We start from the raw sequence: 25,581 nt of genomic DNA, 5'->3' as shown, positions 1-25,581 counted from the left end.
CATGAGCGCCAGCGCCCCACAGGCGACCGGCGGTCGGGAGTTCAAGGGCCTGGCCGGGCTCCAGCGGTTCGGCCGCAGCCTCATGCTGCCGATCGCCGCGCTGCCCGTCGCGGCCCTGCTGCTGAGGCTCGGCCAGGACGACCTGCTCGGCAAGGACGGCCTGGGCTGGAACGCGGTCGCGAGCGTCATCGGCAGTGCGGGCAACGCGCTGTTCGCCAACCTGCCGCTGCTGTTCGCGGTCGGCGTGGCGATCGGTTTCGCCCGGCGCGGCGACGGTTCGACGGCGCTGGCCGCCGTGGTCGGCTTCGTGGTGACCACGGCCGTGTTCGGCGCCATGTCGCCCCTGGTGCTGGACGGGCAGACGAAGCCGAACGGCGACCCGGAGGTGATCAACTACTCCGTGCTGGCCGGCCTCGTGGTCGGGTTGATCACCGCCGTGCTGTGGCAGCGCTACCACCGCATCAAGCTGCCCACCTACCTGGCGTTCTTCGGCGGTCGGCGGTTCGTGCCGATCCTGGTCGCCGCCGTGATGATCCCGGTCGCGGTGCTGATGGGCCTGGTCTACCCGTGGTTCGACGCCGGCCTGACCAACGTCAGCGAGGCGGTCACGGGCAGCACGGTCATCGGCGCGGGCATCTACGGCACGGTCAACCGCCTGCTGATCCCGCTGGGCCTGCACCACATCCCCAACACCTTCCTGTGGCAGGTGTTCGGCGACTACGAGGGCAAGACCGGTGACATCCCGCGGTTCTTCGCGGGCGACCCGACCGCGGGCACGTTCCAGACCGGCTTCTTCCCGATCTTCATGTTCGCCCTCCCGGCGGCGGCGCTGGCCATCGTGCACACCGCCCGCCCGGCGCAGCGCAAGCTCATCGCCGGCATCATGGGCTCGGCGGCGCTGACCGCGTTCATCACCGGCGTCACCGAGCCGCTGGAGTTCGCGTTCATGTTCGTGGCGTGGCCGCTGTACGTGATCCACGCGGTGCTCACCGGCACCTCGCTGGCCATCAGCAACGCGCTGGGCATCCGCGACGGGTTCGGCTTCTCCGCGGGCGCGATCGACTACCTGCTGAACTTCGGCATCGCCGAGAAGCCGCTGCTGATCATCGTGCTGGGCCTGGTCTACGCGGTGATCTACTACTTCCTGTTCCGCTTCGTGATCACCAAGTGGAACCTGAAGACCCCCGGCCGCAACGAGGACGAGGACCCGGAGGCCGACGCGAGCGTGGTCGAGCCCACCGGCGAGAGCGGGACCCGACGGCGCACCGAGCGCCGGGCGGCGGAGGAAGAGAGGACCGAGAGTGCCTGAGCGACGGGTCACCGTGGCGAGCAAGGTCGGACTGCACGCGCGCCCGGCCGCGCTGCTGGCCAAGGCGGCTGCCGGGCAGCCCGTCAAGGTCACCATCCGCAAGGACGACGGCCAGCCGGTCGAGGCGGCGAGCGTGCTGGGGCTGATGACGCTCGGCGCGATGCACGGCGACGAGGTCGTGCTGGCCGCGGACGGCGACGGCGCGGACGCCGCGCTGGAGGCGATCGCGGACATCATCGCCACCGACCTCGACTAGGGGGCGACCGGCCGGTGGGCCCCGCTCGTGACGAGCGGGGCCCACCGGTGTTAGGCATGTCCCCGTGATCAGCGAACTGGACTCGGCCGTCGTGGTCGTCACCGGCATCATGGCGGCCGGGAAGTCGACGGTGGCCCAGCGCCTCGCCGAACGGCTGCCGCGCGCCGCGCACGTCCGCGGCGACGCGTTCCGCCGGATGATCGTCTCCGGGCGGGCGGACCTGGTGCCCGACGCCGCCGCCGAGGCCGAGGCCCAGCTGCGGCTGCGGTACCGGCTGGCCACCACCGTCGCCGACGGGTACGCCCGCGCCGGCTGGACCGCCGTGGTGCAGGACGTGGTCCTCGGGGAGCACCTGCGCGCGTTCGTCGACGCCGTGCGCACCCGACCCCGGTACGTCGTGGTCCTGGCGCCCTCGCCGGAGGTGGTGGCGCGGCGCGAGGCCGGGCGGCCCAAGACCGGGTACGGGGCGTGGACCGTCGAGGACCTCGACCGCGGCCTGCGCGCCGGCACACCGCGCCTCGGCCTGTGGTTGGACACCTCGGACCAGACCCCGGACGAGACCGTGGACGCGATCCTGGCGAACCTGGACCGAGCGCGCGTCGAGCAGCCCAGACCAGACCAGATCGGCCCGGACCAGATCGGCCCGGACTAGATCGGCAGGGGCAGCAGGTCGCCGGTCGCCTCGCGCAGCGCCCGCCGCATCGCCTCGCGCGGCGCGGGCAGCCCGGTGAACTGCTCCGCCTGGCCGAACGCCTGGTGCAGCAGCATGTCCAGCCCGGTCGCCAGGGAACGGCCCCGCGCCATCACGGCGAGCGCCAGCGGCGTCGGCCACGGGTGGTAGATCACGTCCAGCACGCACGGCGCGCCCGCCAGCGCGTCCGCGACCGGTTCGGTCGCGGCCGGCGGCACGGTGCTGACCAGCACGTCGCAGGAGGCGGCCAGCTCGGCGAAGTCGGCCGTGTCCCACACGACCGGCTCCAGCGCCAGGCCCAGGCGGGCCGCGCACCCCTCCGCCTCGGCGGCCCGCGACACCGAGCGCACCACCAGCGACACCGCGCGCACCCCGACCGACGCCAGCGCCACCAGCGCCGCCGTGGCGGTGCCGCCCGCGCCCAGCAGCAGCGCCCGCGTGCCGGAGGTGAAGCCGCACGCCGCGCTCAGCGCGCCCAGCACGCCGTCCACGTCCGTGCAGTCGGCCCGCCAGCCCCCGTCCACCGGCACCAGCGTGTTGGCCGCGCCCACCAGCGCCGCCCGGGACGTGGTCGAGGACGCGACGGCCAGTGCGGCGCGCTTGTTCGGCATGGTCACCGACAGGCCCGCCCACGAGGCGTCCAGCCCGGCGACCAGGTCCGGCACCGCCGACGCCTCGCACTCGACCCGCGTGTAGGTCCAGTCGGCCAGGCCCAGCGCCTCGAACGCGGCGTTGTGCAGCACCGGCGACAGGGAGTGGGCCACCGGCGAGCCGATGACCGCGGCGCGGCGCGTCACGTCAGAAGACACCCCTCGACTGGGCGTCGTACACGTCCGCGTCGTGCTCCTCGAAGGTCTCGTTGAAGCACGAGGTGCCGTCCGTCTGGCACTTCACGAAGTACCGCCAGGGGCCCTCTTCGGGGTTGATCGCCGCCTGCACGGCCTTCTCGCCGGGCGAGCCGATCGGCGTCGGCGGCAGGCCCTTCGTCCCCGCGCTGTAGGTGTTGTACGGCCCGGAGCGGGCGCGGTCCGCGGGGCTGGTGGTGATGTGCGGCCGGTCCAGCTTGTAGTTGACCGTGGAGTCGAGTTCGAGGAGCTGACCGGCGTCGAGCCGGTTGTAGATGACCCGGGAGACCTTGCCGAAGTCGGAGGTCACGCCCTCCTTCTCCACCAGCGAGGCCAGCACGAGCACCTCGTAGGGCCGGAACCCGGTCTTGTCGGAGCCGCCGGGGATGCCGTAGCCCTGGAGGCGGTTCAGCGAGGTGGTGATCACGCTCTTGAGCAGGCCGACGGCGTCCGCGCCGGGGTCGAGGTGGTACAGGCCCGGCAGGATCAGCCCTTCGAGCCGGTTCTCCTTCGGCGCCTTGCGCACCGCCGCGAGCGCCCACTCCGGGACGCCCAGCGCGACCGGGTCCGCGTTCTCCGCCGCGTCGCGCAGCTGGTCGACCGGCACGCACTTCTTCGCGCCGTCCAGCTCCACGCACGAGGCGTCGGCCAGCATCGACAGGATGCCCTTGGTGGTCGAGCCGTCCAGCGCGGTGAGGTCGTGCAGCACGTAGCCGCCCTTGACCTCCAGCGGCGTGATCTTCGACGACTCGTCCACCATCCGCGCGACCGCGGCCTCGCCGGACATCCTGGTCTTCATCAGGTAGAAGCCCGGCTGGATCGCGGTGACCCGCGCGTCGTCGGCGCCCGCCTCGGTGAACGCCCGCTGGCTGGCCACCACGTCCTGCGCCTTGAGCGTGGCGGCGATGGCCGACACGATGTCGCCGTCCTTGACCTCGACCACCACGTCGGTCTCGCCGGCGCCGGCGTAGTCCTCGTAGGAGCCGATGCCGCTCAGCGACCGGTACCCGTAGTACGCGCCGGCGCCACCGCCCACGAGCACCAGCGCCACCACGACCCACAGGATCGTGCGCTTGCGCCTGCGCTGGGCACGCCGAGCCGCCGCGGCGGCCGCGTTGCTCCGGCGGCGCGAGCGCTCGTCCTGCCGCGCTTCGGGATCGGTGAACAACCCGAGGTCGTCGTTCACGAGCCGTCCTTCGGTCCGGGGGCCCGCTCCTCGGCGGAACGGGCCACGTGTCGAGCCCGCGCGTCCAGCCAGGACTGCAGGATCTCGACCGCGGCAGCCTGGTCCACGACAGCACGTTGCTTCTTGCCTCGCACCCCGCGCTCGGAGAGCACCCGGCTCGCCGTGACGGTGGTCAACCGCTCGTCGGTGAGCCGCACCGGCACCGGGGTCACGCGCTCGGCCAACGCCGCAGCGTACGCCGTCGCCTTCTCCGCCGCCGGCCCGTGCCTGCCCGCCAGGGTGCGGGGCAGGCCGACCACGACCTCGACCACCTCGTGCTCGACGACGAGTCCGGCCAGGTCAGCGAGGTCCCGGCCGGTCCTCTCGTCGCGCGACAGGGTGATCAGGGGCGTGGCCAGGAACGCACCCGGATCGCTCACCGCCACCCCCACGCGCACCGCGCCGACGTCGACGCCCAGCCGCCGGCCGAGGCCGGGGTCGTCGACGCCGGGGCGGTCAGGCCCGGTCAAGGGCGCGGTCCACCTCGGCGCGCAGGGCCACGAGGGCCTCCGGCACGCCGGCGGGGTTCGTGCCGCCGCCCTGGGCCAGGTCGGGCTTGCCGCCGCCGCGACCGCCCACGGCCGGGGCGAACGCGGGCACCAGCTTGCCGGCGGCCAGGCCGAGATCGCGGGCACCCGGCGTGGTGGCCACCACGAAGCTGACCTTCTCGCCGTCGGGGGCGAACAGGCCCACCACGCCGGGCTTGCCGCCCAGCCGGTTGCGGACCTCGCCGGCCAGCGCCCGCACGTCGCCGGCGGCCGTGCCCTCGGGCAGGGCCAGCGCCACCAGGGACACCCCGCGCACGTCCAGGGCCTGCTCGGCGAGCGAGCCGGCGGAGGACAGCAGCTGGGCGGCGCGGACCCGCTCCAGCTCCTTCTCGGCCACGCGCAGCCGCTCCACCAGGGCCTCGACCCGGGCGGGCACCTCGGCGTCGGGCACCTTCAGCATGGCGGCGACGTTCTGCACCAGGGACCGCTCCTTGGCCAGGTACTTGAACGCCTCGATGCCGACGTACGCCTCCAGGCGGCGCACGCCGGAGCCGATGGACGACTCGCCGATGACCGTGATCGGGCCGATCTGGGACGAGTGCTCGACGTGCGTGCCACCGCACAGCTCGCGCGACCACGGGCCGCCGATCTCGACCACCCGCACGGTCTCGTCGTAGGTCTCGCCGAACAGCGCGACCGCGCCCATGTCCTGGGCGCCGCCCATGTCGGTGTAGACCACGCGCACCGGCAGGTCCTTGCGGACGGCCAGGTTGGAGACCTCTTCGATCTCGCTCCGGGTCCCCTCGGACAGGCCGCCGGTCCAGGCGAAGTCCAGGCGCAGGTAGCCGGGCTTGTTGTAGGAGCCGCTCTGGAGCGCCGACGGGCCGAGCACCTGGCGCAGGGCGGCGTGCACGACGTGCGTGCCGGAGTGGCCCTGGCGGGCGCCGACGCGCCACTCCCCGTCCACCCTGGCCTCGACCTGCTCGCCCTCGGCGACCTCGCCGCTGAGCACGCGCACCTGGTGCACCCACAGCTTGCGGGCGACCTTCTGGACGTCGACGACCTCCAGCTCGGCGTTGGCGGTCACGATGGTGCCCGCGTCGCTCTCCTGGCCGCCGGACTCGGCGTAGAGCGGCGTGCGGTCGAGCACGACCTCGACGAGGTCGCCCTCGCGGGCCGAGCGCACCCGCTTGCCGCCGCTGATGATGCCGCGCAGCGTGGCCTCGCTGGCCAGCTCGGTGTAGCCGGTGAACTCGGTGGGGCCCTGCTCCAGCAGCTCCCGGTACACGGTCTGGTCGCCGTGGCCGGTCTTCTTGCCGGCGGCGTCGGCCTTGGCGCGGGCGCGCTGCTCGGCCATCAGCCTGCGGAAGCCGTCCTCGTCCACGCTCAGGCCCGCCTCGGCGGCCATCTCCAGGGTGAGGTCGATCGGGTAGCCGTAGGTGTCGTGCAGCTGGAACGCCTTGTCGCCGGGCAGGGTGGCGCGGCCCTCGGCCTTCACCGCGGCCGCGGCGCCCTCGAAGATCCGGGTGCCGGCGTCGAGGGTGCGCAGGAACGCCTCCTCCTCGGCCTTGAGCACCTGCTCGATCCGGGCGAAGCCGCTGACCAGCTCGGGGTAGGCGGGGCCCATGGTGTCGCGCACCAGCTCGGCGAAGCGCACCAGCACGGGCTCCCGCACGCCGAGCAGGCGCGAGGAGCGCACGATGCGGCGCAGCAGGCGGCGCAGCACGTAGCCGCGGGCCTCGTTGCCGGGGGTGACGCCGTCGCCGACCAGCAGCACGCCGGAGCGGGCGTGGTCGGCGATGACGCGGAACCGCACGTCGTCGGTCTCGTTCGCGCCGTACCGGCGGCCGGACAGCTCCTCGGCCTGCGCGATCACGGCGCGCACGAGGTCGGTCTCGTAGACGTTGTCCACGCCCTGGAGCAGCATGGCGACCCGCTCGACGCCCATGCCGGTGTCGATGTTCTTGGCGGGCAGCTCGCCGAGGATCGGGTAGTCCTTCTTGGCCCCGCCCTCGCCGCGCTCGTTCTGCATGAAGACCAGGTTCCAGATCTCCAGGTACCGGTCCTCGTCGACGACCGGGCCGCCCTCGGCGCCGTGCTCGGGGCCCCGGTCGTAGTAGATCTCCGAGCACGGGCCGCACGGGCCGGGCACGCCCATCGACCAGTAGTTGTCCTCGACGTCGCGGCGCTGGATGCGCTCGGGCGGCAGCCCGGCGACCTTCTGCCACAGGTCGGCGGCCTCGTCGTCGTCCAGGTAGACGGTCACCCAGATGCGCTCCGGGTCGAACCCGTAGCCGCCCTGGTCCTGGGGCTTGGTGACCAGCTCCCAGGCCAGCCGGATCGCGTCTTCCTTGAAGTAGTCGCCGAAGCTGAAGTTGCCGGCCATCTGGAAGAACGTCAGGTGGCGGGTGGTCTTGCCGACCTCGTCGATGTCGGGGGTGCGCACGCACTTCTGCACGCTGGTGGCGCGCCGGTACGGCGGCGGGGCCTCACCGAGGAAGTAGGGCTTGAACGGCACCATGCCGGCGTTGACGAACAGCAGGTTGGGGTCGTCCAGCAGCAGCGAGGCGCTGGGCACGACGGTGTGGCCGGCGCTCTCGAAGTGCTCGCGGAAGCGCTTGATGATCTCGTGGGTCTGCACGGTCTTCCCTTAACGACTCAGGTGGGCTCGGGGCGTGGCGGGGCGGACGACCGACCTCAGTCGTCCGCCCGGCGCGCTCGCCGGCCCGGCGCGGAGCCCGTCTGCCGCTCCACGGTGTCGTGCAACTCCTGCTCGCGCTCGGACATGCCGGCGCGCACGTCCGCGCCGAAGGCGCCGAGAGCCCCGGCCAGCTCGCGCAGGCCCTGGCCGACGTTCTCGCCGATGCCCGCGGGCGTGGCGGCGTGCGCGGCCTGGCCGGCCTTGCGCGTGGCGAACACGCCCGCGGCGATGCCCAGCCCGAACCAGAAGAACCGCCTCATCGCCTGCCCCTGCGTGCGTGCTTCTTGGGCGCGTCGTCGGCCGCGCGCCGTGCCCGGATGGCCTTGCTCAACCCGTAGGACAGCGCGGCGGCCTTGACCAGCGGACCGCCGAGCGTGGCGGTGAACAGCGAGGTCAGCGCGGAGACGTTGCCGGTGACCGCGCGGGCGTTCGCGGTGATCCCGTCCACCCGCTCCAGCTGCGTGTTCACGTGCGAGAGCGTCGTGTTCGCGCCGGTGAAGAGCGGGTCGCTGTTCTGGTGCGCCTTGCGGATGGCGATGGTCGCCTCGTCCAGCGTGCGGCCCAGCTTGATCAACGGGATCGCCAGCAGGACCACCAGCAGCACGAACGCGCCGGCGGCGACCAGCGCGGCGATCTGCCCTGGCGACACGGATCCTCCTGGGGGCTTGCTGGGCGGAAGTGGCGGCCAAGGTTACCGCGCCCGGTTCGGCGGGTCCGAACGAGATCGCGCGCGAGCCGTGCCACGTGGTGGGACGGGGCGGCCAAGACCCCCCATTTGGCGTCGCCTCCGAGCCGGGGGGCGACGGCTAGCGTGGAATTCGGAGTGATCGTCACAAAGAGGTTGACAACAACCACGCGGAGTAGATGAGGTAAGGCTTACCTTGCCAAGCGTCGGAGGTGTCGTGTTCGCCCCCAGCCCCTCCGGACGACCGATCCCCGCGGGCGCGCCCCGCGACGTGCTGGCCGCGGCCGGCCGCGCGCTGGGCGACGTGCCGGAGCACGGGCTCGGCGCGGACGCCGCGCTGGCCCGGGTGGCCGGGGTGCTGGCCGCCTACGGGGTGGACCTGACCAGCCCGCTGGCGGCGGCCCACCTGCAACCGCCGCCGCTGGCCGTGGCCGTCGCGGCGGACGCGCTGGCCGGCGCCGGCAACGCCTCCCTGGACACCTACGACTCCGGGCCGGCCGCCCTCGCGGTGGAGCGCTGGGTGGTGGCCGCGCTGACCCGGCTGGCCGGGTTCGGGCCGGGCGCCGACGGCGTGTTCACCCCCGGCGGCACGCTGTCCAACCTCACCGCGCTGCTGCTCGCCCGGGACGCGGCGGCGGCGCGGCTCGGCGTGGACGCGCGGTCCGACGGGGTGGCCGCGCTGCCCGACCCGGTGGTCTTCTGCTCGGAGGTCGCGCACTTCTCGGTGCAGCGGGCCTGCGCGGCGCTGGGCCTGGGCGAGCACGCGGTGCGGCCGGTGTCGGTCGACGCCCACCGGCGGATGCGGCCGGACGCGCTGGCCTCGATGCTGCGCGCGATCACCGCCGCGGGCGGGACGCCGGTGGCCGTGGTGGCGACCGCGGGCACCACGGACTTCGGTTCCGTGGACCCCCTGCCGGAGCTGGCCGACCTCGCCCGCGCGCACGGGACCTGGCTGCACGTGGACGCCGCCTACGGGTTCGGCGCGGTCTTCTCCGCGAAGCTGCGCGGGCTGGTCGACGGCCTCGCCCTGGCCGACTCGGTGACCGCGGACCTGCACAAGATCGGCTGGCAGCCCGCCGCCGCGAGCGTGCTGCTGGTGCGCTCCGCGGCGCTGTTCGGGCCGCTGGAGCGGTCGGTGGCCTACCTCAACCCCGAGGACGACCGGGCCGAGGGCTACGACGGCACGCTGGGCCGCACGCTCCAGACCACGCGCCGGCCGGACGCGGTGAAGGTGGCCGCGACGCTGCTCGCGCTGGGCCGGGCCGGCCTGGGCGCGCTGGTGGACCGCTGCCACGAGCTGGCCCGCCACGCCGCCGCGCTGATCACCGCCGACCCGGCGTTCGAGCTGGTCGGCGCGGTGGTGCTGACGACCGTGGTGTTCCGCTACCGGACCGCGGACGAGGCGCGGTCGGACGAGGTCAACGCGCGGCTGCGCCGCCGGCTGCTGCGCGCGGGCGAGGCGCTCGTCGGCCGCACCGAGGTCGACAAGGCGACCTGCCTGAAGCTCACCCTGCTCAACCCCGAGGCCCGGGAGGCGGACCTGGTGGCGCTGCTCGCCCTGGTCCGCGAGGCCGGGTCGGCGGCCGAACGACTGGTGGAGGGCGTGGCATGAGGGCTGACCCGCTGGACGAACCGCTGAAGGACCACCCCCGGCGGGCCGCCGAGCACGCCCACCTGGAGGCGCTGCTGCGCTGCTGGGTGCGGGAGCTCGGCGTGCCGGTCGGGGACCGGGTGCGGGTCGACGTGCTCGGGCTGCCGCTGGAGGCGCAGGTCCGCCACCGCTCGCCGACCGGGTGGCACCGGTTCGGCCCGGTGACCCTGGCCGGGAAGCCCGCGGACCCGGTGGTGGCGATCGCGCTGGTCGGCGCGCAGCTGGGCGGCGACACCGCCGACCTGGTGGAGCGCACCGCCGAGTCGGTGCGGCGGGTGACCGGGTTCGTCGAGCACCGCCGGCGGCTGCCGGTGGGGCCCGCGGACCGGTTCCTGGACGCCGAGCAGCGGCTGCTGCTGGGGCACCTGCACCACCCGGCGCCCAAGAGCCGGGACGGGCTGTCCGACGCCGACAACGCCCGCTACTCCCCCGAGCTGCGCGGCTCGTTCCCGCTGTTCTGGTTCGCCGCGGCCGAGGAGGTCGTCTCGCACGGCTCGGTGGCGGGCCCGGACGCGGTGACGCTGATGGCCGAGCTCGCCGGGCGCGTCCCCGAGCCGGGGCGGGTGCTGGTGCCCGCGCACCCGTGGCAGGCGCACGACCTGCTGAGCCGGCCCCGGATCGCCTCGCTGGTCTCGCGCGGGCTGCTGGAGCCGCTGGGCGAGTTCGGGCCCGAGTGGTCGCCGACCTCCAGCCTGCGGACGGTGTACCGGACGGGCGCGCCGGTGATGCTGAAGCTGTCGCTGGGCCTGCGGATCACCAACTCGCGGCGCGAGTCGACGGCCACCGAGCTGCGGCGCGGGTCGGAGGTCCACCTGCTGCTGGAGTCCGGGTACGCGGCCGGCACGGAGAAGGCCCACCCGGAGTTCTCGGTGGTGCGCGACCCGGCGTGGCTAGCGGTGGACGAGGGCGGCGACGTGACCGGCCTGGACGTGGCCGTGCGCGAGTCGCCCGCCGACCTCGGCGACTCCCGGTGCCTGGCCGGGCTGGTCGCACCGCGCCCCGGCATCGGGCGGTCGCTGCTGGGCGAGCTGGTGGCGCGGCTCAACGCCGCCGAGTGGGTCGCCGCGTACACCGACCACGTGCTGGTGCCGATGCTGCGGCTCTACGCCGAGACCGGCATCGGGCTGGAGGCGCACCAGCAGAACACGCTGGTGCGCCTCGACCCGGCCGGGCGCGTGGTCGGCGGCCGGTACCGCGACAACCAGGGCTACTACCTGGCCGCGTCCCACCTGCCGCGCGTGCTGGAGCGGCTCGGCGCGGAGGCGTCGACGCTGGCCGTGGTGGACGATGCGGTGGTGGACGACCGGCTGACGTACTACCTGCTGCGCAACCAGGCGCTGGCGGTGATCGGGTGCCTCGGGGTGGAGGGCCTGGCCGACGAGCGGGACCTGCTCGGCGTCGTGGCCTCCCGGCTCAGGTCCGCGCTGCCCGCGCTGGCCGAGGCCGGTCCGGACGGCGACCGGTTGGCGCGGCGCTGGCTGGAGGCCGACTCGCTGCCGTGCAAGGGGAACCTGCTGACCAGGCTGGAGGGCATCGACGAGGTGCTGGCGCCGCTGGACGCGCAGTCGGTGTACTTCGACGCGCCCAACCCGCTGCGGGAGGTCGGGTGCGCCCGGTGACCCACCTCGACGCCTACCGGCCGACCGACGACCTGTCCGGCGTGCCCGGCCCGCCGCTGCCGGTGCTGACCGGCCGGTGGCGCGCGCGGGCCGCCGACCCCGGGCGCGACCTGTCCCTGGTGCACCGCTGGATGCAGTCGCCGCACGTGGCCGCGTTCTGGCACCAGGCGTGGCCGCGCGAGCGCTGGGCCGAGGAGCTGCGGACCCAGCTGGCCGGCGTGCACTCGCTGCCCGTGCTGGTGGACCTGGACGGCGACCCGGTGATGTACCTGGAGGTGTACCGGGCGGCGCGCGACGTGGTGGCCGGCGTGTACCCGGCCCGGCCGCACGACATCGGCCTGCACGTCGCCGTGGGCGAGCTGGGCATGACCGACCGGGGCCTGGTGCGGTCGCTGCTGCCGGAGCTGGCCGACGCGCTGTTCGCGGCCGACCCGCGGTGCACGCGGGTGCTGCTGGAGCCGGACGTGCGCAACCGGCGGGCGATCAGCTCGTTCACCGCGGGCGGGTTCGCGCCGGTCGGCGAGGTGCTGCTGCCGGACAAGGTGGCGCTGCTGATGGTGCGGTCGCGGTGACCACCCACGACGTGGTGGCCATCGGCTGCGGGCCGTTCAACCTCGGGTTGGCCGCGCTGGCGTCGACCGTGCCCGACGTGGACGTGGTGGTGCTGGAGGCGCGACCGGAGCTGCGCTGGCACAGCGGGGTGATGTTCCCGGACGCGCTGCTCCAGGTGTCCTTCCTGGCGGACCTGGTGACGCTGGTGGACCCCGCGCACCCGCTGTCGTTCCTGGCCTACCTGCGCGACGCCGACCGGCTCTACCCGTTCTACGTGCGGGAGCGGTTCCACCCGACGCGGCGCGAGTACGAGGACTACCTGCGGTGGGCGGCGGCGCGGCTGCCGGTGCGGTTCTCGCACGGGGTGTCCTCGGTCGAGTGGGCCGGGGACCGGTTCGTGGTGTCGGGGCCCGGGTTCTCGGTGGAGGCGCGGCACCTGGTGCTCGGGGTCGGGACGGCTCCGCACGTGCCCCCGGCGCTGGCCGGCCTCGGCGACCGGCTGGTGCACAGCTCGGACTACCTGCACCGGGACGTGTCGCGGGAGCGGGTGACCGTGGTGGGCTCGGGGCAGTCCGGGGCCGAGGTGGTGCTGGACCTGCTGCGGCGCAACCTGTCCGACGGCCGGCCGGCCGTGTCCTGGCTGACGCGCACGCCGGTGTTCGCGCCGCTGGACTACACCAGGCTGGTGCTGGAGATGACCACGCCGGCGTACGTGCGGCACTTCCACTCGCTGCCCCAGGACCGGCGGGACGCGCTGCGGGCCGAGCAGTGGCGGCACTACCGGGCGATCTCCTCGGAGACCCTGGACGAGCTGCACGACCTGCTGTACCGGCGGGAGTGGGAGCACGGCCTGGCGCCGGTCGAGCTGCGGCCGGGGGTGTCGGTGGTGTCGTCGGTGTCGTCGTCCTCGGGGTCGTCGGTGTCGTCGTCCTCGGGGTCGTCGGCGGTGTCGTCCTCGGGGTCGGGTGCCGAGGTGGTGCTGGAGTGCCTGCACCGCGACACCGGGCGGACGTTCCGGCACGTCACCGACCTGGTCGTGGCGGCCACCGGGTACCGGCAGGCGCCCACGCCGTTCCTGGCGCCGCTGGAGCCGTTCGTGCGGCGCGACGACCAGGGCCGCTACGTCGTCGCCCTGGACCACTCGATCGAGATCGACCCCGCGATCGGCGGGCGGGTGTTCGTGGCCAACGCGGACCTGCACAGCCACGGCGTGGCGGCGCCCGACCTGGGCATCGGGGCGGTGCGCAACGCGACGATCCTGAACGCGGTGGCCGGTCGCGAGGTGTACCCGCTGCCGGCGCACACGGCCTACACCAGCTTCACCGCACCGGGAGAGACCGTTGACTGACCTGTGGCGCGAGTGCTCGGCGGCGTTGCTGGCGAAGGCGATCGGCGAGCTGTGCTTCGAGGCGCTGCTGACGCCCTCGGGCACGGCGGGCGGGTACGAGCTGCGGTTCGACGACGCGGTGTACGCGTTCGCGGCGCGGCGCACGGCGTTCGGCGGGTGGGAGGTCGTCCCCGGGTCGGTGCGGCGCGGCGCGGCCGGCATCCTCGGCGACGACGTGGTCGAGCCGTGCGACGACGTGCAGCGGTTCGTGGTGGACGCCTTCCGGCACCTGGGGGTCGACCCCGCCACCACCGCCGGGTTCCTGGCCGAGGTGACCTCGACGCTGGCGGCGGACGTGCAGCTGGCCGCGACGGCGCGGCCGGTCGCGGAGCTGGCGGCGTTGCCGCAGGCCGAGCTGGACGGGCACCTGACCGGGCACCCGTGGCTGATCGCGAACAAGGGGCGGGTCGGCTTCTCCGCCGACGACGTGGCCCGGCACGCGCCGGAGTCGCGCACCCCGGTGCGGCTGCCGTGGCTGGCCGTGCACCGGGGGCTGGCGGAGTTCCGGGGCACGCCGGAGCTGTCGGAGCTGGCGGTCCGGGGGCACGAGCTGGACCCGGCGGCGGTCGAGCGGTTCACCGAGGTGCTGCGGGAGGCGGGGGTCGAGCCGTCGGCGTACGTGTGGCTGCCCGTGCACCCGTGGCAGCTCGACCACGTGGTGCGGGTGCTGTGGGCGCCGGAGCTGGCGCTGGGGCGGATCGTGGAGCTGGGCGAGGGGCCGGACTGGTACCTGCCGACGCAGTCGGTGCGCAGCATGTCCAACGTGGACTCGCCGGGGCGCTACCAGGTCAAGCTGCCGCTGAAGGTGCTGAACACGTCGGTGTACCGGGGCATCCCGCCGCACTGCACGCTGCACGCGCCGGTGGTGACGCAGTGGCTGCGCGGTCTGTGGGACGCCGACAAGCTCGTCGGGTCGTGGGGGACGCAGCTGCTGGGCGAGGTCGCCTCGGTGACCGTTCGGCACCCGCAGCTGTCGCGGGCCGGGGAGGTGCCCTACCAGTGGTTGGAGACGCTGGGGTGCATCTGGCGCGAGCCGGTGGCGCTGGGGCCCGGCGAGCGGGCGTGGTCGCTGGCGGCCCTGCTGCACGTGGACCGCGCCGGGCGACCGCTGGTGCTGGAGCACGTGGGCGGGACGGACCCGGCGGTGTGGTTCGCGGCGCTGCTGCGGGCGCTGCTGCGGCCGTTGATCCACTTCCTGTACGCGTACGGGATCACCTTCAACCCGCACGGGGAGAACGTGGTGGTGGTCGTCGACGAGGGCGGCCTGCCGGTCCGGGTGGCGCTGCTGGACCTGGTGGACGACGTGAACGTGTCGGTGGAGCGGGTGCCGGCGCGGGGGCTGGACCCGGACTCGGACGCCCCCGTGCTGCCGCGCAAGCCGTGGGCGGTGCTGCGGCAGTACATCGTGGACGCGCTGCTGGTGGGCGTCTTCCGGCCGCTGGCCTCGCTGTACCCGTTGGCGCCGGAGAGGTTCTGGGGGATGGTGCGCGGGGAGGTCGAGGCGTACCGGGTGCGGTTCCCGGCGGTGGCCGATCGGATGGAGGAGGGATCGCTGACCTGCGCCGAGTTCCTGCGGTACCCGCTCAACAGCTACCGGGTCACGCTGGGGTACCGGGACCTGGCGGCCCGGCCGCCGGTGCCGAAGACCGGGACCGTGCCGAACCCGCTGCACGGGGTGGAGCCGGTGTTGCCGCCGGACGGGTGGTGAGTTCTCCGAGGGCAGCGGTTCGGCCACCTCGCCCGGTATCCCCGGCCGGGCGAGGCGGCCGGGGTCCTAGGTGCGCGCCAGGGTCAGGTAGGCGAAGCCCAGCGCGCCGCGGTAGCCCTTGAGCCACCCCTCGCGGTGGTCGTCGACGACGCGGCGGACCTCCGCCGCCTCCGGGTGGTCCGGGTTGGCCAGCAGCCAGCGCTCGCGCGACGCGCACCAGCGCGACTCGAAGGCGTCCCACTCGTCCGCGGTCGCGGTGGCCAGGTTGAGCAGGCGGTAGCCGCAGGTCGTGGCCAGGTCCACCAGGTCTGCCAGGGTGCCGAAGCCCTCCTCGCCGAAGATCGCGGTCGCGACGGGGTTCGGCGGCTGCTCCCAGAAGCCGTCGCCGAGCAGGAGGGTGCCGCCGGGGCGCACGCGGGAGCGCATGGCCTCCAGGGCGCCCCTCGTGCCGCCCCACGCGTGGGAGGCACCGATGCTGATCACCACGTCGGCCGGGTCGGTGGTCCAGGTGGTGGCGTCGGCCGACTCCAGGGTGACGCGGTCGGTCAGGCCCCTGGCCCCGGCGTTCGCCCGGCCCCTCCCGATCGCGTGCTCGTCGCTGTCGACGCCGAGGCCGTGCGTGCCCGGGGCGTGCTCGACCGCCCGCAGCAGCAGCTCCGCCCAACCGCAGCCGTAGTCCGCGATCCGCTGTCCCGGCGCCAGGTGCAGGCTGTTGACCAGGTCGAACGCCTTGGCGTCGGACAACGGGGAGTTGAAGTCGAGGAGGGCATGGCCGTTGGCCGGGACGTCCGTCACCGCCACACCGTGTCAGACGCGGGAACGATCGGGAACGGATTTTCCCTACTCCTGGCCGCGCACCACGCGGCGCAGCCTGGGCAGGCGTTCGGCGAGCACGCGCTCCGCGCCGCGGCCCGTCGGCTCGTAGTAGTCGCGGCCGACCAGGTCGTCCGGCGGGTACTGCTGGGTCAGCACGCCCTCCGGCACGTCGTGCGGGTACCGGTAGCCCTGCGCGTTGCCGAGCTTGGCCGCGCCCGCGTAGTGCCCGTCGCGCAGGTGGGCGGGCACCGTGCCGATCGCGCCCTTGCGCACGTCCGCCATGGCCTCGCCGATCGCCGTGGTCACCGCGTTCGACTTGGGCGCGGTGGCCAGGTGCACGGTCGCCTGGGCCAGGTTCAGCGCGCACTCGGGCAGGCCGATCAGCTGCACGGCCTGCGCGGCGGCCACGCACACCGGCAGCGCGCTCGGGTCGGCCATGCCCACGTCCTCGCTGGCGTGGATCACCAGCCGCCGGGCGATGAACCTCGGGTCCTCCCCCGCCTCGATCATCCGCGCCAGGTAGTGCAGCGCGGCGTCCACGTCCGAACCGCGGATGGACTTGATGAACGCGCTGGTCACGTCGTAGTGCTGGTCGCCCTGCCGGTCGTAGCGGACGGCCGCCCGGTCGACCGTGGCCTCCAGGGTCGCCAGGTCCAGCTCCCCGCCGGGGCCCACGGCGTCCGCGGCGGCCTCCAGGGCGGTCAGCGCGCGTCGGGCGTCGCCCCCGGCCAGGCGCACCAGGTGGTCCTCGGCGGCCGGCTCGACGGTGATGGCGCCGCCCAGGCCGCGCTCGTCGGCGACCGCGCGCCGGACCAGGGCGCGGACCGCGTCGTCGGTCAGCGGGCGCAGCTGGAGCACCAGGGACCGGGACAGCAGCGGCGAGACGACCGAGAAGAACGGGTTCTCGGTGGTCGCGGCGACCAGCAGCACGATCCGGTCCTCCACCGCGCCGAGCAGCGCGTCCTGCTGCGTCTTGGAGAACCGGTGCACCTCGTCGATGAACAGCACGGTCGACTCGCCGGAGCGGACCAGGCGGCGGCGCGCCTCGTCGATGACCGCGCGCACCTCCTTCACCCCGGCCGACAGCGCGGACAGGGCGGCGAACCGGCGACCGGTGGCCCGGGACACGAGCGTGGCCAGGGTGGTCTTGCCGGTGCCCGGCGGGCCGTAGAGCATGACCGAGGCCGGTGACGAGCCCTCGACCAGCCTGCGCAGCGGCGCTCCCGGTCCGAGCAGGTGGTCCTGCCCGACGACCTCGTCGAGGGTGCGCGGGCGCATCCGCACGGCCAGCGGCGCGTTGGCGGCGATGCGTGACGCCTTCTCCTCCTCGCTCGCGCCGAACAAGCCCTGGTCGAACAGCCCTTCGTCCACGTGTTCGACTGTAGTCGTCCCGTGCACGGGTGCTGTCCGAGCGTGCAGCGGTGGTTCCGGTGGCGGGCGCCGGGCGGGCAGGGTGACCGGCATGAGCGAGCTGAGCCCGGAGGAGATCGCCCGGCACGCGCACGCGGCCGGCTTCCGCGGGGAGGACCTGACGATCGCGGTGGCGGTCGCGCTGGCCGAGTCCGGCGGCGACCCGCGCGCCCACAACGACACCCCGCCCGACAACTCCTACGGGCTGTGGCAGATCAACATGCTGGGGTCCATGGGGCCGGCGCGGCGGCGCGAGTTCGGGTTGGAGTCCAACCGGGAGCTGTTCGACCCGCGCGAGAACGCCAAGGCGGCCAACAGGATCTCCGGCGACGGTCGGTCGTGGACGCCGTGGACGACCTACACGAGCGGGAAGTACCGGCGGCACCTGGACGAGGCGCGGCGCGGGGTCGCGGCGATGAAGCGCGGCGGCTCCGGCGGCTCCGGCGGTGGCGGTGGGCGCGGTGGGTCCGGGGGCGGGTTCTCCGTGGACGTGGGCGTGCTGCGCGACTACGCGCGGCGCACGCGCGGCACCGCCGACGACCTGACCGCGCTCGGCCGGGGCCACGTGCGCGAGGTCCGGGAGATCGCCGACGACAGCTTCGGGCGCGTCGGCAGGCAGTCCGGCTTCGCCGAGGCGCTGGACAGCTTCGGCGCGGCGCTGCGCAAGCAGGTCAAGGGCGTCGCCCACAACACCGACGCGCTGGCCACGTCGGCGTCCAGGTCCGCCAGGTCGTACCGCGACCAGGACGACGACAACGCCCGCGCCCTGAACGGCGGCCGGGGCGTCACCGGAGGGGGTGAGGGCTAGTGGACACCCGTGCGATCGCCCGGCACTTCGCGGAGAGCATGATCGGGCACCGCAACGCGCTGGCGGGCAAGGCCGAGGACGCGGTGAAGGCGCAGTACGCGCTGAACCGGACCGCGGCGGGCCTCACCGACCACCAGGAGGAGCAGGTCAAGGCCGCCAAGACGGTGCTGGAGCACTGGCGGGGCGACAACTCCCAGGGCTTCGAGAAGCGCGCGAACCGGCTGGGCAGGCAGCTGCGCACGACCGCCGACGCGGCGCGGGACGCCGAGCGGGTCGTCGCCGGGGTGTCGGCCGCCCTGACCACCGGGCACGGGCGGGCGCGGCGGGCCGTCGAGGAGTACCTGGACGAGGCGACGCGGCTGCTCGACGCGGGCCGGGCGGTCGGCACCCGGGCGGCGATGCTCCAGGCCGTGGCGCGGGCCGCCGACCTGGAGCCGAAGTACACCAGGGAGACCGCCGCGGCGGTGCGCGAGGTGCGGGGCGAGATGGAGGACGCCGCCCGCAGGCTGCGCGCGCTGGAGAAGGACGTCGAGCACGACGGCGTGGCCGACGCCCGGCCCGAGCGGTCCCGCACCAGCCCGTCCGACGCCCGTGCCCGCGGCCGGGCCCGGACGATCATCTCGGCGGCGCGGCGCCAGCTCGGCGTCCGGGAGAACCCGCCGGGCAGCAACCGCAACCCGTACGGGCCGACGGCGGCGTGGTGCTCGTCGTTCGCCACGGCGATGTGGCGCAAGGCCGGGGTGGACATCCCGGTGCTGCCGTTCACCGGCGACGTGTTCCGGTGGGGGCAGCGCAACGGCAAGGCTTATACCTCGCTGAGCGCGGTGAAGCCGGGTGACGTGCTGCTGTTCGGGACGGGGCCGGGCAGCCCGGCGACCAGCAAGCACATCGGGATCGTCGAGAAGGTCTCCGGCGGCACCGTGACGTTGATCGAGGGCAACTCGGGCGACGCGGTGCGGCGCAACACCCACCGGCTCAGCTCGGCCACGTTCTACGGCGGGGTGCACCCGTGACCGGGGACGCGCCGATCACCGCGCGGGCGCACGACCCCGACACCGGGATCTCGGTGGAGGTGGGACCCGGCGGCGGGCTGCGCGACCTGGTGCTGGACCAGCGCTCGCTGCGGCTGGGTCAGGCGGGGTTGGCGAGGGCGGTCCTGGCGCTGGTCGACACGGCCACGGCGCGGGCCAACGCGCGGGTGCGGCGGGCCGTGGGCGAGGTGGACGCGCTCGGGCTGGGGGTGGCGGCGCGGATGGCCGAGTCGGTCGAGGACACGACTCCCGAGACGTGGCGGGTGTGATGGGGCTGGGCGAGAGGTTGGACGCCGTTCGGCGGGAGGCGTCGGGGCGGGGCGTGACCGTGGTGGTCGACCTGCACGGGAAGCTGGTGGACCTGTCGTTCGCGCGGGAGGCGCTGGCGCTGCGGCCGGCGGAGCTGGCGGGCGTGGTGCGGGGGTTGGTGGACGAGGCCGCCGAGGGGGCCGTGGCGGAGGGGCTGGCGGTGGTCGGCGAGGTGGTGCCGGCGGAGCTGCTGGAGCCCCTGTCACCCGGGGCTCACCCGACTCGGGGGTCCTGAACGCTGAACTCGGGGGTCCTGGACGTACGACTCGCGGGGTCTGGACGTACGACTCGCGGGGTTCTAGCGGGTGAGGAGGGTGGTCAGGTGGCGGGCCAGCCAGGCGGTGTCGGCGGGGGTGACGCGGACCCAGCCGGTGTCGTCGGTGGACATCGCGTAGCGGCCGGCGGCGGTGTCGGTCCAGCTCAGGACCGGGGAGCGGCCGGCCGGGCCGGTGACGGCCAGCTGGCCGCTCGCGGTGCGGGGCGAGTCGACCAGGGTGGTGATGGCGCGGGTGGCGCGGCCGGTGACGCGGGCCTGCGCGAGGGCGCGTTCCATGCCCGCGTGGCCGGACCTGGCGTAGGCGTCCATCGCGGCCGAGAAGGCCGGGCGCGGCAGGGAGACCGGCTCACCCGGGCCCGCCGGGGCGTCGCCGATGACCCGGGTGACGGCCGTGGTCAGGTCGGTGACGGGTTCCAGGGCCACCTCGTGGTCGTTCAGCACGGCCAGGACGCCGCGCGGGCCGCGCGCCGTCGCCAGCACCCGCCACGGGGTGGGGCGGAAGACCAGCGCGTCCACCGACGTGGAGCCGTGGGCCAGCCGGCCGAACAGGTCCTCCAGCTCGGGCGAGACCTCCTCGCCGTCGGCCAGGCCCGCCTCGGTGAGGGTGCGCAGGACCTCGCCGCCCAGCGCGTCCCGCTCGTCCTGGGTCTCCCCGTGCGAGGGCACCTCCAGCGGGTACGGCAGCTCGCCGGTCCCGAGGTCTTCCCACAGCAGGTCGAACTCCAGGTGGGTCAGCACCACACCGGTCGCCGAACGTCGCGCCATGGGGCACGAAGGTAGTCGCTGCCCCGAACTCGTGCGGACGGGAGGGGCGACACCGGTGGCTAGGCTGCCGGGCGTGGACGTCGAGGGCGGTTTCCTGACGGTGCGGGCCTCGGGCGCCGCCGCCGCCAAAGCCGCGCTCAACGGGGGTGCGTCGGCGCCCGAGCACCTCCAGCTGCTGCTGCGCTGCACCGTGCCCAAGGGGGTGCCGGCGACCGGGACCGCGCTTCGGTTTCCCGATTGCTCGCTGCACGTGCTGCCGGTGGGCGTGGTGATGCTGACCGTCGCGGAGACCCGGTTGACCATCGGGTTCGGGGAGCTCAAGCCGCTGATGTTCCAGCCGGTGCCGGTGGACGCGGCGCTGCGGTCGGTGTTCTCGGGCGCGGTGGCGCACGTGCTGGCCGCCGCGCACGTGCTGGACCCGCACGGCATGGCGCACCACCTGCTGGGGCTGGCGGAGCTGGTGCTGCGCAGCGCCCTGCGGGCGGAGCTGGACCGGGTCGACTCGCCGGCGGCGCGGCGGCGCGAGGCGCTGGAGTACATGCGCGAGCACCTGGCCGACCCGACCCTGGGCGCGGACCGGATCGCGGAGGCGCTGTTCATCTCGCGCCGGCGGCTCTACCAGCTGTTCGACGACGGGCAGGGCGTGTCCGAGCGCATCCGGGGCCTGCGGATCGACCGGGCCAAGGCGCTGCTGGCGGACCCGGCGAAGGCCGCGCGCGGGATCGGGGAGATCGCCAGGGACTGCGGGTTCGTCAGCGCCGCGCACTTCTCCCGGACGTTCCGCCAGGTGGTCGGCCGGACGCCGAGCGAGTTCCGGGGACGGTGACGCCGAGGCCGGTGACGTCGGTGTCGGTGTCGGTGAGGTCGGTGCCGGAGAGGTCGGTGCCGGAGAGGTCGGGGGCGTCGAACTCCACCCCGGACACGAACCGGCCCGCCACCCCCGCGACGTCGAGCCAGCCGCGGCCGCTCGGCGAGTGCAGGGTGAACACGGCGACGCGCGGGTGGTGGGGGTCGGTCACCACGACCTGGAGCTGCGCGCCGGGCCCGGTCACCGGGATGCGCTCGACGATCACCACCGGGTAGCCGGTGGCGGTCTCGCCCCTGGTCACCTCGCGGATCGCCGGCCCGTCGAGGTGGAAGGCGGGCTCGTCGGGTCCGGCGGGCCGGTCCACCGGCACCACGCCCGCCATCAGCAGCGCCGGGTCAGCGTCCGGGTGCTCGACCACGGCCAGCAGGCCCGCGCCGTGCCGGTGCGCCAGCTCCGCCGCCTGCGTCGCGGACACCTCCAGGCCGGGGTCGCGGGAGCCCTTGAGCCTGCGCAGCACCGCCAGCAGCTCGGCGGCGGTGCGTTCGGGGGTGCCTAGTGCCACCGGGGTCACCCCCGGCACGGGAGCCAGTCTCACCCGAGGCTCGCCCGGAACGCCGCCGCCGCGCCCGCGGAGGGCGCCGGTCGAGGTGGGCCGAGCAGCACGGACGCCAGCTCGGCGGTGAGGGAGGAGAAGCCGGTCAGGGCGTCCGCGACGACGGTCTGGGTGTCCCCGACAGCGGTCCGGGTGCCCGCGACGGCGGTCTGGGGTTCCTCGGCGCGCAGCCGCTCGGCGACCCGCCGGGCCTCCGCGCGGTGGTCCCGCGCGAGCGTCCGGGCCTCGTCGAGCACCTCGTCCAGCCTGGCGCTCAGCTCGTCGTGCCGGGCCACGGCCTCCTGGTGGGCCGCGGCGTGGGAGGGGGTGAAGCGGGCCAGGGCGCCGGTGTGGTCGACCTCGTCGGCGGCGTCGGCCAGCTCGCGCCGCAACCGCACCGCGCGCCGGTCCAGCTCCTCCGCGCGGCGCTGGTTGCCCAGCAGCGTGGTGGCCCAGTCGTCGAGCACCTCGGCCGCCGCCCGCATCGCGCGCCGCACCGCCGTCAGCTCCGACACCACCGCCTCCAACCGGGTCCTGAACCCGTCCGCCGCCGCACCCGTCCACCCCTCCGGCGGCGGTCCGGGGTCGGCGAAGGCCGCCGCGCACCGCTCGCTCGCCGCCGCCACCGCGCCCGCGTGGCCGGGGGTCGGGTCGAACCCCAGGCCGCGGTAGTCAGTCATGACGCCACTCGTCCGCTTCGCGGTAGCTGTCGCCCGCCGCGCGCAGCCCGTCCGCCACCACGTCCAACCCGACACCGCGCAACACCCTCGCCCACTCGGCCACGAGGTGGTCGACCGCCTCGGTGATGCCCTCGGGACCGAGGTCGCCGACCGGATCTTCCAGGGAGGAGGCCGCGGCGCGCACCTCGTCCGCGGTCTCGTCGAGCCGGGCGGCGAAGGCGGTCAGGGTGTCCGGGTCGACCCGGTAGCCGTCGCTCATCCCCGACCGGGCCGGGGATGGGTGGGAGCGGGGGAAACGCGGGTGGGGAGGGCGCGGGTGGAGGGGGTGCGGACGAGGAGGGCGCGGACGAGGAGGGCGCGGCCGGTGGAGTGCTCGCCGGCAGGCTGCCGGCGAGCGAGGTGCCGGCGGGTGGGGTGCCCGCCGGTGGAGTACCCGGCAGGGCGCCCACCGGGCGGGTGAGAGGTGGCGGGACACCGGCCGGCGGGGCGCCCGCCGCCGGCACCGCCCCGGTCACCGGGGCCCGGCCGGTCGCCGAGCCGCTCCAGGTCCCTCATTCGCCGAGCACCGGCGGGTAGGCGGGCGGCAGGTCGTCCAGCAGGTCCAGGCCCAGGTCGTAGCGGTTGCGGTGCTCGCTGTCCTCGGCCCGGTTGGCCGGGGCCATCGGCGGGTGCATGCCGAAACCCTGGGGGCCGCCCGCGCCGGTGACCGGCCCGAAGCCGCCGCGGGCCGCCGCGCCGCCGGGCACCGCGCCGAGCACGCCGGACATGGTGCCGGAGCCCACGGGGCCGAACCCGGCCGCCCCACCCGGACCACCACCGCCGGGACCACCGCCGCCGGCCGCGCCGCCGCCCGTGGGGCCGAACGAGCCGTAGCCGCCGGCCGCGCCGGGCGCGCCCAGGGCGGGCGCACCGGGTTGGCCCACGCCGGCCACGCCCGTGGTGCCGTCCGGGCGCGCGGGCGGCAGCGGTTCGACCACCGGCGGGGGCGGCGGGGGCGTGGGGACCACCGGCAGCACGGGGACCTGCGGCGGGTAGGGAGGACGCACCTCGTGGTTCGGCGGGGTCGGGGGGCAGTTCGGCGGGGTCGGGGGCCGGTGGTCCGGCTGCACGGTCGACGCGCCCTCCGGTGCCTGCTGGAAGACCTCCGGCAGCGACGTGTGCACCGCGCGGCTCGCGTCCTCGAACTCGGTCATCACCCGCACCGCCTCGGCGCGGGCCCGCTGCTGCTCCTTCTTCGACGGCATGTGGTCGTCCAGCAGCTGGTCGAGCATGTACGCGCCCTCGGGCCCGTCCAGCGTGCTCACGTCGCGCCCGTCCTCGAACCAGCGCTCGGCGGTCGGGTGGACCGGCACGGGCATCCGCCGCCGCGCCTCGTCCACGGCCTCGGTGTAGCGCTCCAGGCCGGTGCCCACCTGGTAGGTCCGCTCCGAGGCGTCGGCGGCCCACCTGGTCAGCCGGGTCACCGACTCGGCGGCCACGCCCGCGGACGGGCCGCGCCAGGACATGGCCAGCCGCTGCACCAGGCCCTGCACCCGCGCCGTGGTCTGGTCGACGTCGGCGGCCAGCCGCTGCCAGGCCCAGGTGCGCTGCGACATCACCGCGGCGTCCGAGGACATCACCATGTCCCAGAGGCGGCGGTGCGGGTACGCCTCCCAGTTGATCCGGCCGAAGTTGCGCAGCTCGCGGTTGCGCTCGACCTGGTCCTTGCGCTGGTTCTCCTGCCGGACCCGTCGGGCCTGCCACCGCGCCCGCCGGGCCTGCTCGCGCTCGTTCACGCCAGTCGTCCCATCGTCCGCTTCGCTTCCTCGTCCTCCGCCTGGTGGGTCTTGCCGACCCGGTCCAGGGCCTCGCGCAGCGCGTCCAGCTCCCTCAGGTACGAGCGCAGCGCCACCCGCACGCCGCCGCCGACCTCGCCGGCCCGCAGGCCGAACGCCCGCCGCATGTGCAGCGCGACCGGCCCCTGTCCGTCGCCCAGCGGCTGGTCCACCTCGCCCTCGGCGCGGCGCAGCAGCTCGACCAGCTCGCCGCGCAGCCGTTCGAGCTCGCCGCCGGCGCGGGTGAACTCGTCGAGGTCCAGCTCGATCCGGTCGGCCGCGCCGTCGGCGACCACACCGGCCGCGCCCGCGCCGGTCGGCGCCGCGACGTCCGGGGCGTCGACGGAGCCCCTGCCGCGTTCGTCGTCCTTCAGCTCTTCGCGCAACCGCTGGGCGTCCTCGACGCCGCGCACCCTGACCATGACGCACATGGTGCTGGGTCGCGCGCGCGGTGACCAAGGCCGGGTGCACAGCGGGAGCATCGGCGGTGCACGATCGGACAAGCGTGTGCGAAAATCGTGCCCCGTGCCGTCACCTGCCGTTCACGCGCGCGCCGTGTTGCTCGCCGGCCCCTCCGGTTCGGGCAAGTCCACCCTCGCCGCCCACCTGGGCTGGCCCGTGCTGCGGCTCGACGACTTCTACCGCGAGGGCGACGACCCGCTGCTGCCCCGCGACGAGGCGGGCCGCCCGGACTGGGACGCCGAGGGCTCCTGGAACACCGGGGACGCGCTGGCCGCCGTGGTCGAGTTGGCCACCACCGGCACGGTCGACGCGCCGGTGTACTCGATCGGCGAGGACCGCCGGGTGGGCTGCCGCACGCTGGACGCGCCGGGCTTCTTCATCGCCGAGGGCCTGTTCGCCGACCGGCTGGTGACGGGCTGCCGCGCGGCGGGGGTGCTGGCCGACGCGGTCGTGCTCGCGCCGAACGCCCTGGTCACGTTCGCCCGCCGGTTCGCCCGGGACGTGGCCGAGGCGCGCAAGCCGGTGCCGCTCCTGCTGCGCCGCGGCCTGCGGCTGCTGCGCGAGCACCCCGAGGTGGTGCGCCGGTGCGCGGACGCCGGGATGCGGCCGGTGGCCCCGCACCGGGCCCGCGCGGAGCTGGCCTCGATCGGGGCCGGGCTCCCGGCGGCGGTGTAATCCCGCGCGTCGCGGGT

28 protein-coding genes are annotated in these 25,581 nt (G+C 75.0%); 14 read left to right on the top strand and 14 right to left on the bottom strand.

Annotated elements, in window-relative coordinates; genetic code table 11:
• Position 1 precedes the first annotated feature (1 nt).
• The 3 genes from Q5530_RS22750 (at position 2) to Q5530_RS22740 (ending at position 2,217) form a co-directional block, all read left to right on the top strand.
• Entirely contained in the window at positions 2 to 1,309 is a 1,308-nt protein-coding gene (locus tag Q5530_RS22750; protein ID WP_415364794.1) for a PTS transporter subunit EIIC, read from the top strand.
• Positions 1,302 to 1,565 (top strand): HPr family phosphocarrier protein, encoded by a 264-nt coding sequence (locus tag Q5530_RS22745; RefSeq protein WP_380633149.1) that lies wholly within the window; start codon positions 1,302 to 1,304, stop codon positions 1,563 to 1,565. Before Q5530_RS22750 ends, Q5530_RS22745 begins: the two co-directional genes overlap by 8 nt.
• Before the next feature lie 64 nt (positions 1,566 to 1,629).
• Complete coding sequence (locus tag Q5530_RS22740) at positions 1,630 to 2,217, top strand: AAA family ATPase (RefSeq protein ID WP_415364793.1); 588 nt, start codon at positions 1,630 to 1,632, stop codon at positions 2,215 to 2,217.
• On the opposite strand, the gene Q5530_RS22735 is transcribed toward Q5530_RS22740, so the two are convergent.
• Genes Q5530_RS22735 through Q5530_RS22710 form a run of 6 tightly spaced genes read right to left on the bottom strand, consistent with a single transcriptional unit; the run spans position 2,214 to position 8,164 of the window.
• Complete coding sequence (locus tag Q5530_RS22735; protein WP_415364792.1) at positions 2,214 to 3,053, bottom strand: shikimate dehydrogenase; 840 nt, start codon at positions 3,051 to 3,053, stop codon at positions 2,214 to 2,216. The two genes, Q5530_RS22740 and Q5530_RS22735, sit on opposite strands and share 4 nt — an antisense overlap.
• Position 3,054: 1 nt before the next feature.
• Positions 3,055 to 4,287, bottom strand: a complete 1,233-nt coding sequence (mltG, locus tag Q5530_RS22730; protein ID WP_415364791.1) for an endolytic transglycosylase MltG — start codon at positions 4,285 to 4,287, stop codon at positions 3,055 to 3,057.
• Positions 4,284 to 4,796 (bottom strand): Holliday junction resolvase RuvX, encoded by a 513-nt coding sequence (gene ruvX, locus Q5530_RS22725; protein ID WP_415364790.1) that lies wholly within the window; start codon positions 4,794 to 4,796, stop codon positions 4,284 to 4,286. Before ruvX ends, mltG begins: the two co-directional genes overlap by 4 nt.
• Positions 4,783 to 7,455: an alanine--tRNA ligase gene (gene alaS, locus Q5530_RS22720; protein WP_415364789.1), complete on the bottom strand. Its 2,673-nt coding sequence runs from the start codon at positions 7,453 to 7,455 to the stop codon at positions 4,783 to 4,785. The genes ruvX and alaS overlap by 14 nt, the downstream gene beginning before the upstream one ends.
• Positions 7,456 to 7,511: 56 nt before the next feature.
• On the bottom strand, positions 7,512 to 7,775 hold the full coding sequence (locus tag Q5530_RS22715) for a hypothetical protein (RefSeq protein WP_380633139.1): 264 nt from the start codon (positions 7,773 to 7,775) through the stop codon (positions 7,512 to 7,514).
• Positions 7,772 to 8,164, bottom strand: a complete 393-nt coding sequence (locus tag Q5530_RS22710) for a DUF948 domain-containing protein (protein ID WP_415364788.1) — start codon at positions 8,162 to 8,164, stop codon at positions 7,772 to 7,774. The genes Q5530_RS22715 and Q5530_RS22710 overlap by 4 nt, the downstream gene beginning before the upstream one ends.
• A gap of 253 nt (positions 8,165 to 8,417) precedes the next feature.
• On the opposite strand from Q5530_RS22710, the gene Q5530_RS22705 reads away from it, so the two are divergent.
• Genes Q5530_RS22705 through Q5530_RS22685 form a run of 5 tightly spaced genes read left to right on the top strand, consistent with a single transcriptional unit; the run spans position 8,418 to position 15,117 of the window.
• Positions 8,418 to 9,812 (top strand): pyridoxal phosphate-dependent decarboxylase family protein, encoded by a 1,395-nt coding sequence (locus Q5530_RS22705; protein ID WP_415364787.1) that lies wholly within the window; start codon positions 8,418 to 8,420, stop codon positions 9,810 to 9,812.
• Positions 9,809 to 11,470: an IucA/IucC family protein gene (locus Q5530_RS22700; protein WP_415364786.1), complete on the top strand. Its 1,662-nt coding sequence runs from the start codon at positions 9,809 to 9,811 to the stop codon at positions 11,468 to 11,470. Before Q5530_RS22705 ends, Q5530_RS22700 begins: the two co-directional genes overlap by 4 nt.
• Entirely contained in the window at positions 11,467 to 12,042 is a 576-nt protein-coding gene (locus Q5530_RS22695; RefSeq protein ID WP_380633132.1) for a GNAT family N-acetyltransferase, read from the top strand. The genes Q5530_RS22700 and Q5530_RS22695 overlap by 4 nt, the downstream gene beginning before the upstream one ends.
• Positions 12,039 to 13,370, top strand: a complete 1,332-nt coding sequence (locus Q5530_RS22690) for a lysine N(6)-hydroxylase/L-ornithine N(5)-oxygenase family protein (RefSeq protein ID WP_415364785.1) — start codon at positions 12,039 to 12,041, stop codon at positions 13,368 to 13,370. Before Q5530_RS22695 ends, Q5530_RS22690 begins: the two co-directional genes overlap by 4 nt.
• Positions 13,363 to 15,117 (top strand): IucA/IucC family protein, encoded by a 1,755-nt coding sequence (locus Q5530_RS22685; protein WP_415364784.1) that lies wholly within the window; start codon positions 13,363 to 13,365, stop codon positions 15,115 to 15,117. The genes Q5530_RS22690 and Q5530_RS22685 overlap by 8 nt, the downstream gene beginning before the upstream one ends.
• 66 nt (positions 15,118 to 15,183) lie before the next feature.
• Here Q5530_RS22685 and Q5530_RS22680 read toward each other — a convergent pair whose 3' ends face one another.
• On the bottom strand, positions 15,184 to 15,912 hold the full coding sequence (locus tag Q5530_RS22680) for an SAM-dependent methyltransferase (RefSeq protein WP_415364783.1): 729 nt from the start codon (positions 15,910 to 15,912) through the stop codon (positions 15,184 to 15,186).
• Between the two features lie 45 nt (positions 15,913 to 15,957).
• On the bottom strand, positions 15,958 to 17,277 hold the full coding sequence (locus Q5530_RS22675) for a replication-associated recombination protein A (RefSeq protein ID WP_415364870.1): 1,320 nt from the start codon (positions 17,275 to 17,277) through the stop codon (positions 15,958 to 15,960).
• A 118-nt stretch (positions 17,278 to 17,395) separates the two neighbouring features.
• On the opposite strand from Q5530_RS22675, the gene Q5530_RS22670 reads away from it, so the two are divergent.
• The 4 genes from Q5530_RS22670 to Q5530_RS22655 are packed head-to-tail and all read left to right on the top strand — an operon-like array spanning position 17,396 to position 19,726.
• Positions 17,396 to 18,151 carry a type VII secretion target gene (locus tag Q5530_RS22670; RefSeq protein WP_415364782.1) on the top strand — a complete coding sequence of 252 codons (756 nt, stop codon included), beginning with the start codon at positions 17,396 to 17,398 and terminating at the stop codon, positions 18,149 to 18,151.
• Positions 18,151 to 19,164 carry a CHAP domain-containing protein gene (locus Q5530_RS22665; RefSeq protein WP_415364781.1) on the top strand — a complete coding sequence of 338 codons (1,014 nt, stop codon included), beginning with the start codon at positions 18,151 to 18,153 and terminating at the stop codon, positions 19,162 to 19,164. Before Q5530_RS22670 ends, Q5530_RS22665 begins: the two co-directional genes overlap by 1 nt.
• Complete coding sequence (locus tag Q5530_RS22660) at positions 19,161 to 19,451, top strand: YbaB/EbfC family DNA-binding protein (RefSeq protein WP_415364780.1); 291 nt, start codon at positions 19,161 to 19,163, stop codon at positions 19,449 to 19,451. The genes Q5530_RS22665 and Q5530_RS22660 overlap by 4 nt, the downstream gene beginning before the upstream one ends.
• The gene (locus Q5530_RS22655; protein ID WP_415364779.1) at positions 19,439 to 19,726 is read left to right on the top strand and encodes a hypothetical protein; all 288 of its coding nucleotides are present in this window, start codon (positions 19,439 to 19,441) and stop codon (positions 19,724 to 19,726) included. Before Q5530_RS22660 ends, Q5530_RS22655 begins: the two co-directional genes overlap by 13 nt.
• Positions 19,727 to 19,789: 63 nt before the next feature.
• Here the strand turns inward: Q5530_RS22655 and Q5530_RS22650 are convergent, their stop codons facing one another.
• Complete coding sequence (locus Q5530_RS22650) at positions 19,790 to 20,533, bottom strand: ESX secretion-associated protein EspG (protein WP_415364778.1); 744 nt, start codon at positions 20,531 to 20,533, stop codon at positions 19,790 to 19,792.
• A 55-nt stretch (positions 20,534 to 20,588) separates the two neighbouring features.
• Here Q5530_RS22650 and Q5530_RS22645 point away from each other — a divergent pair, with 55 nt between their 5' ends.
• Positions 20,589 to 21,359, top strand: coding sequence for a helix-turn-helix transcriptional regulator (locus Q5530_RS22645; protein WP_380633113.1), 771 nt, complete (start codon positions 20,589 to 20,591; stop codon positions 21,357 to 21,359).
• Here Q5530_RS22645 and Q5530_RS22640 read toward each other — a convergent pair.
• From Q5530_RS22640 to Q5530_RS22620, 5 genes are all read right to left on the bottom strand, one after another.
• The gene (locus tag Q5530_RS22640) at positions 21,286 to 21,903 is read right to left on the bottom strand and encodes a hypothetical protein (protein ID WP_415364777.1); all 618 of its coding nucleotides are present in this window, start codon (positions 21,901 to 21,903) and stop codon (positions 21,286 to 21,288) included. The genes Q5530_RS22645 and Q5530_RS22640 overlap by 74 nt on opposite strands.
• A 29-nt stretch (positions 21,904 to 21,932) precedes the next feature.
• Positions 21,933 to 22,613, bottom strand: a complete 681-nt coding sequence (locus Q5530_RS22635; protein ID WP_415364776.1) for a hypothetical protein — start codon at positions 22,611 to 22,613, stop codon at positions 21,933 to 21,935.
• Positions 22,606 to 22,872 (bottom strand): WXG100 family type VII secretion target, encoded by a 267-nt coding sequence (locus Q5530_RS22630; RefSeq protein WP_415364775.1) that lies wholly within the window; start codon positions 22,870 to 22,872, stop codon positions 22,606 to 22,608. Before Q5530_RS22630 ends, Q5530_RS22635 begins: the two co-directional genes overlap by 8 nt.
• A 292-nt stretch (positions 22,873 to 23,164) precedes the next feature.
• The gene (locus Q5530_RS22625) at positions 23,165 to 24,388 is read right to left on the bottom strand and encodes a PPE domain-containing protein (RefSeq protein ID WP_415364774.1); all 1,224 of its coding nucleotides are present in this window, start codon (positions 24,386 to 24,388) and stop codon (positions 23,165 to 23,167) included.
• A complete protein-coding gene (locus tag Q5530_RS22620) occupies positions 24,385 to 24,849 on the bottom strand; it encodes a hypothetical protein (RefSeq protein WP_380633103.1) in 465 nt (154 codons plus the stop codon). The genes Q5530_RS22625 and Q5530_RS22620 overlap by 4 nt, the downstream gene beginning before the upstream one ends.
• Before the next feature lie 133 nt (positions 24,850 to 24,982).
• Between Q5530_RS22620 and Q5530_RS22615 the strand changes: the two genes are divergently transcribed.
• On the top strand, positions 24,983 to 25,564 hold the full coding sequence (locus Q5530_RS22615) for a uridine kinase family protein (RefSeq protein ID WP_415364773.1): 582 nt from the start codon (positions 24,983 to 24,985) through the stop codon (positions 25,562 to 25,564).
• The last annotated feature ends 17 nt before the right edge of the window (positions 25,565 to 25,581 follow it).

Source organism: Saccharothrix sp. BKS2 (assembly GCF_047689505.1).
In the GTDB taxonomy this organism is placed as follows: domain Bacteria; phylum Actinomycetota; class Actinomycetes; order Mycobacteriales; family Pseudonocardiaceae; genus Actinosynnema; species Actinosynnema lopnurensis.
This window is presented reverse-complemented; position numbering and strand designations above follow the sequence as displayed.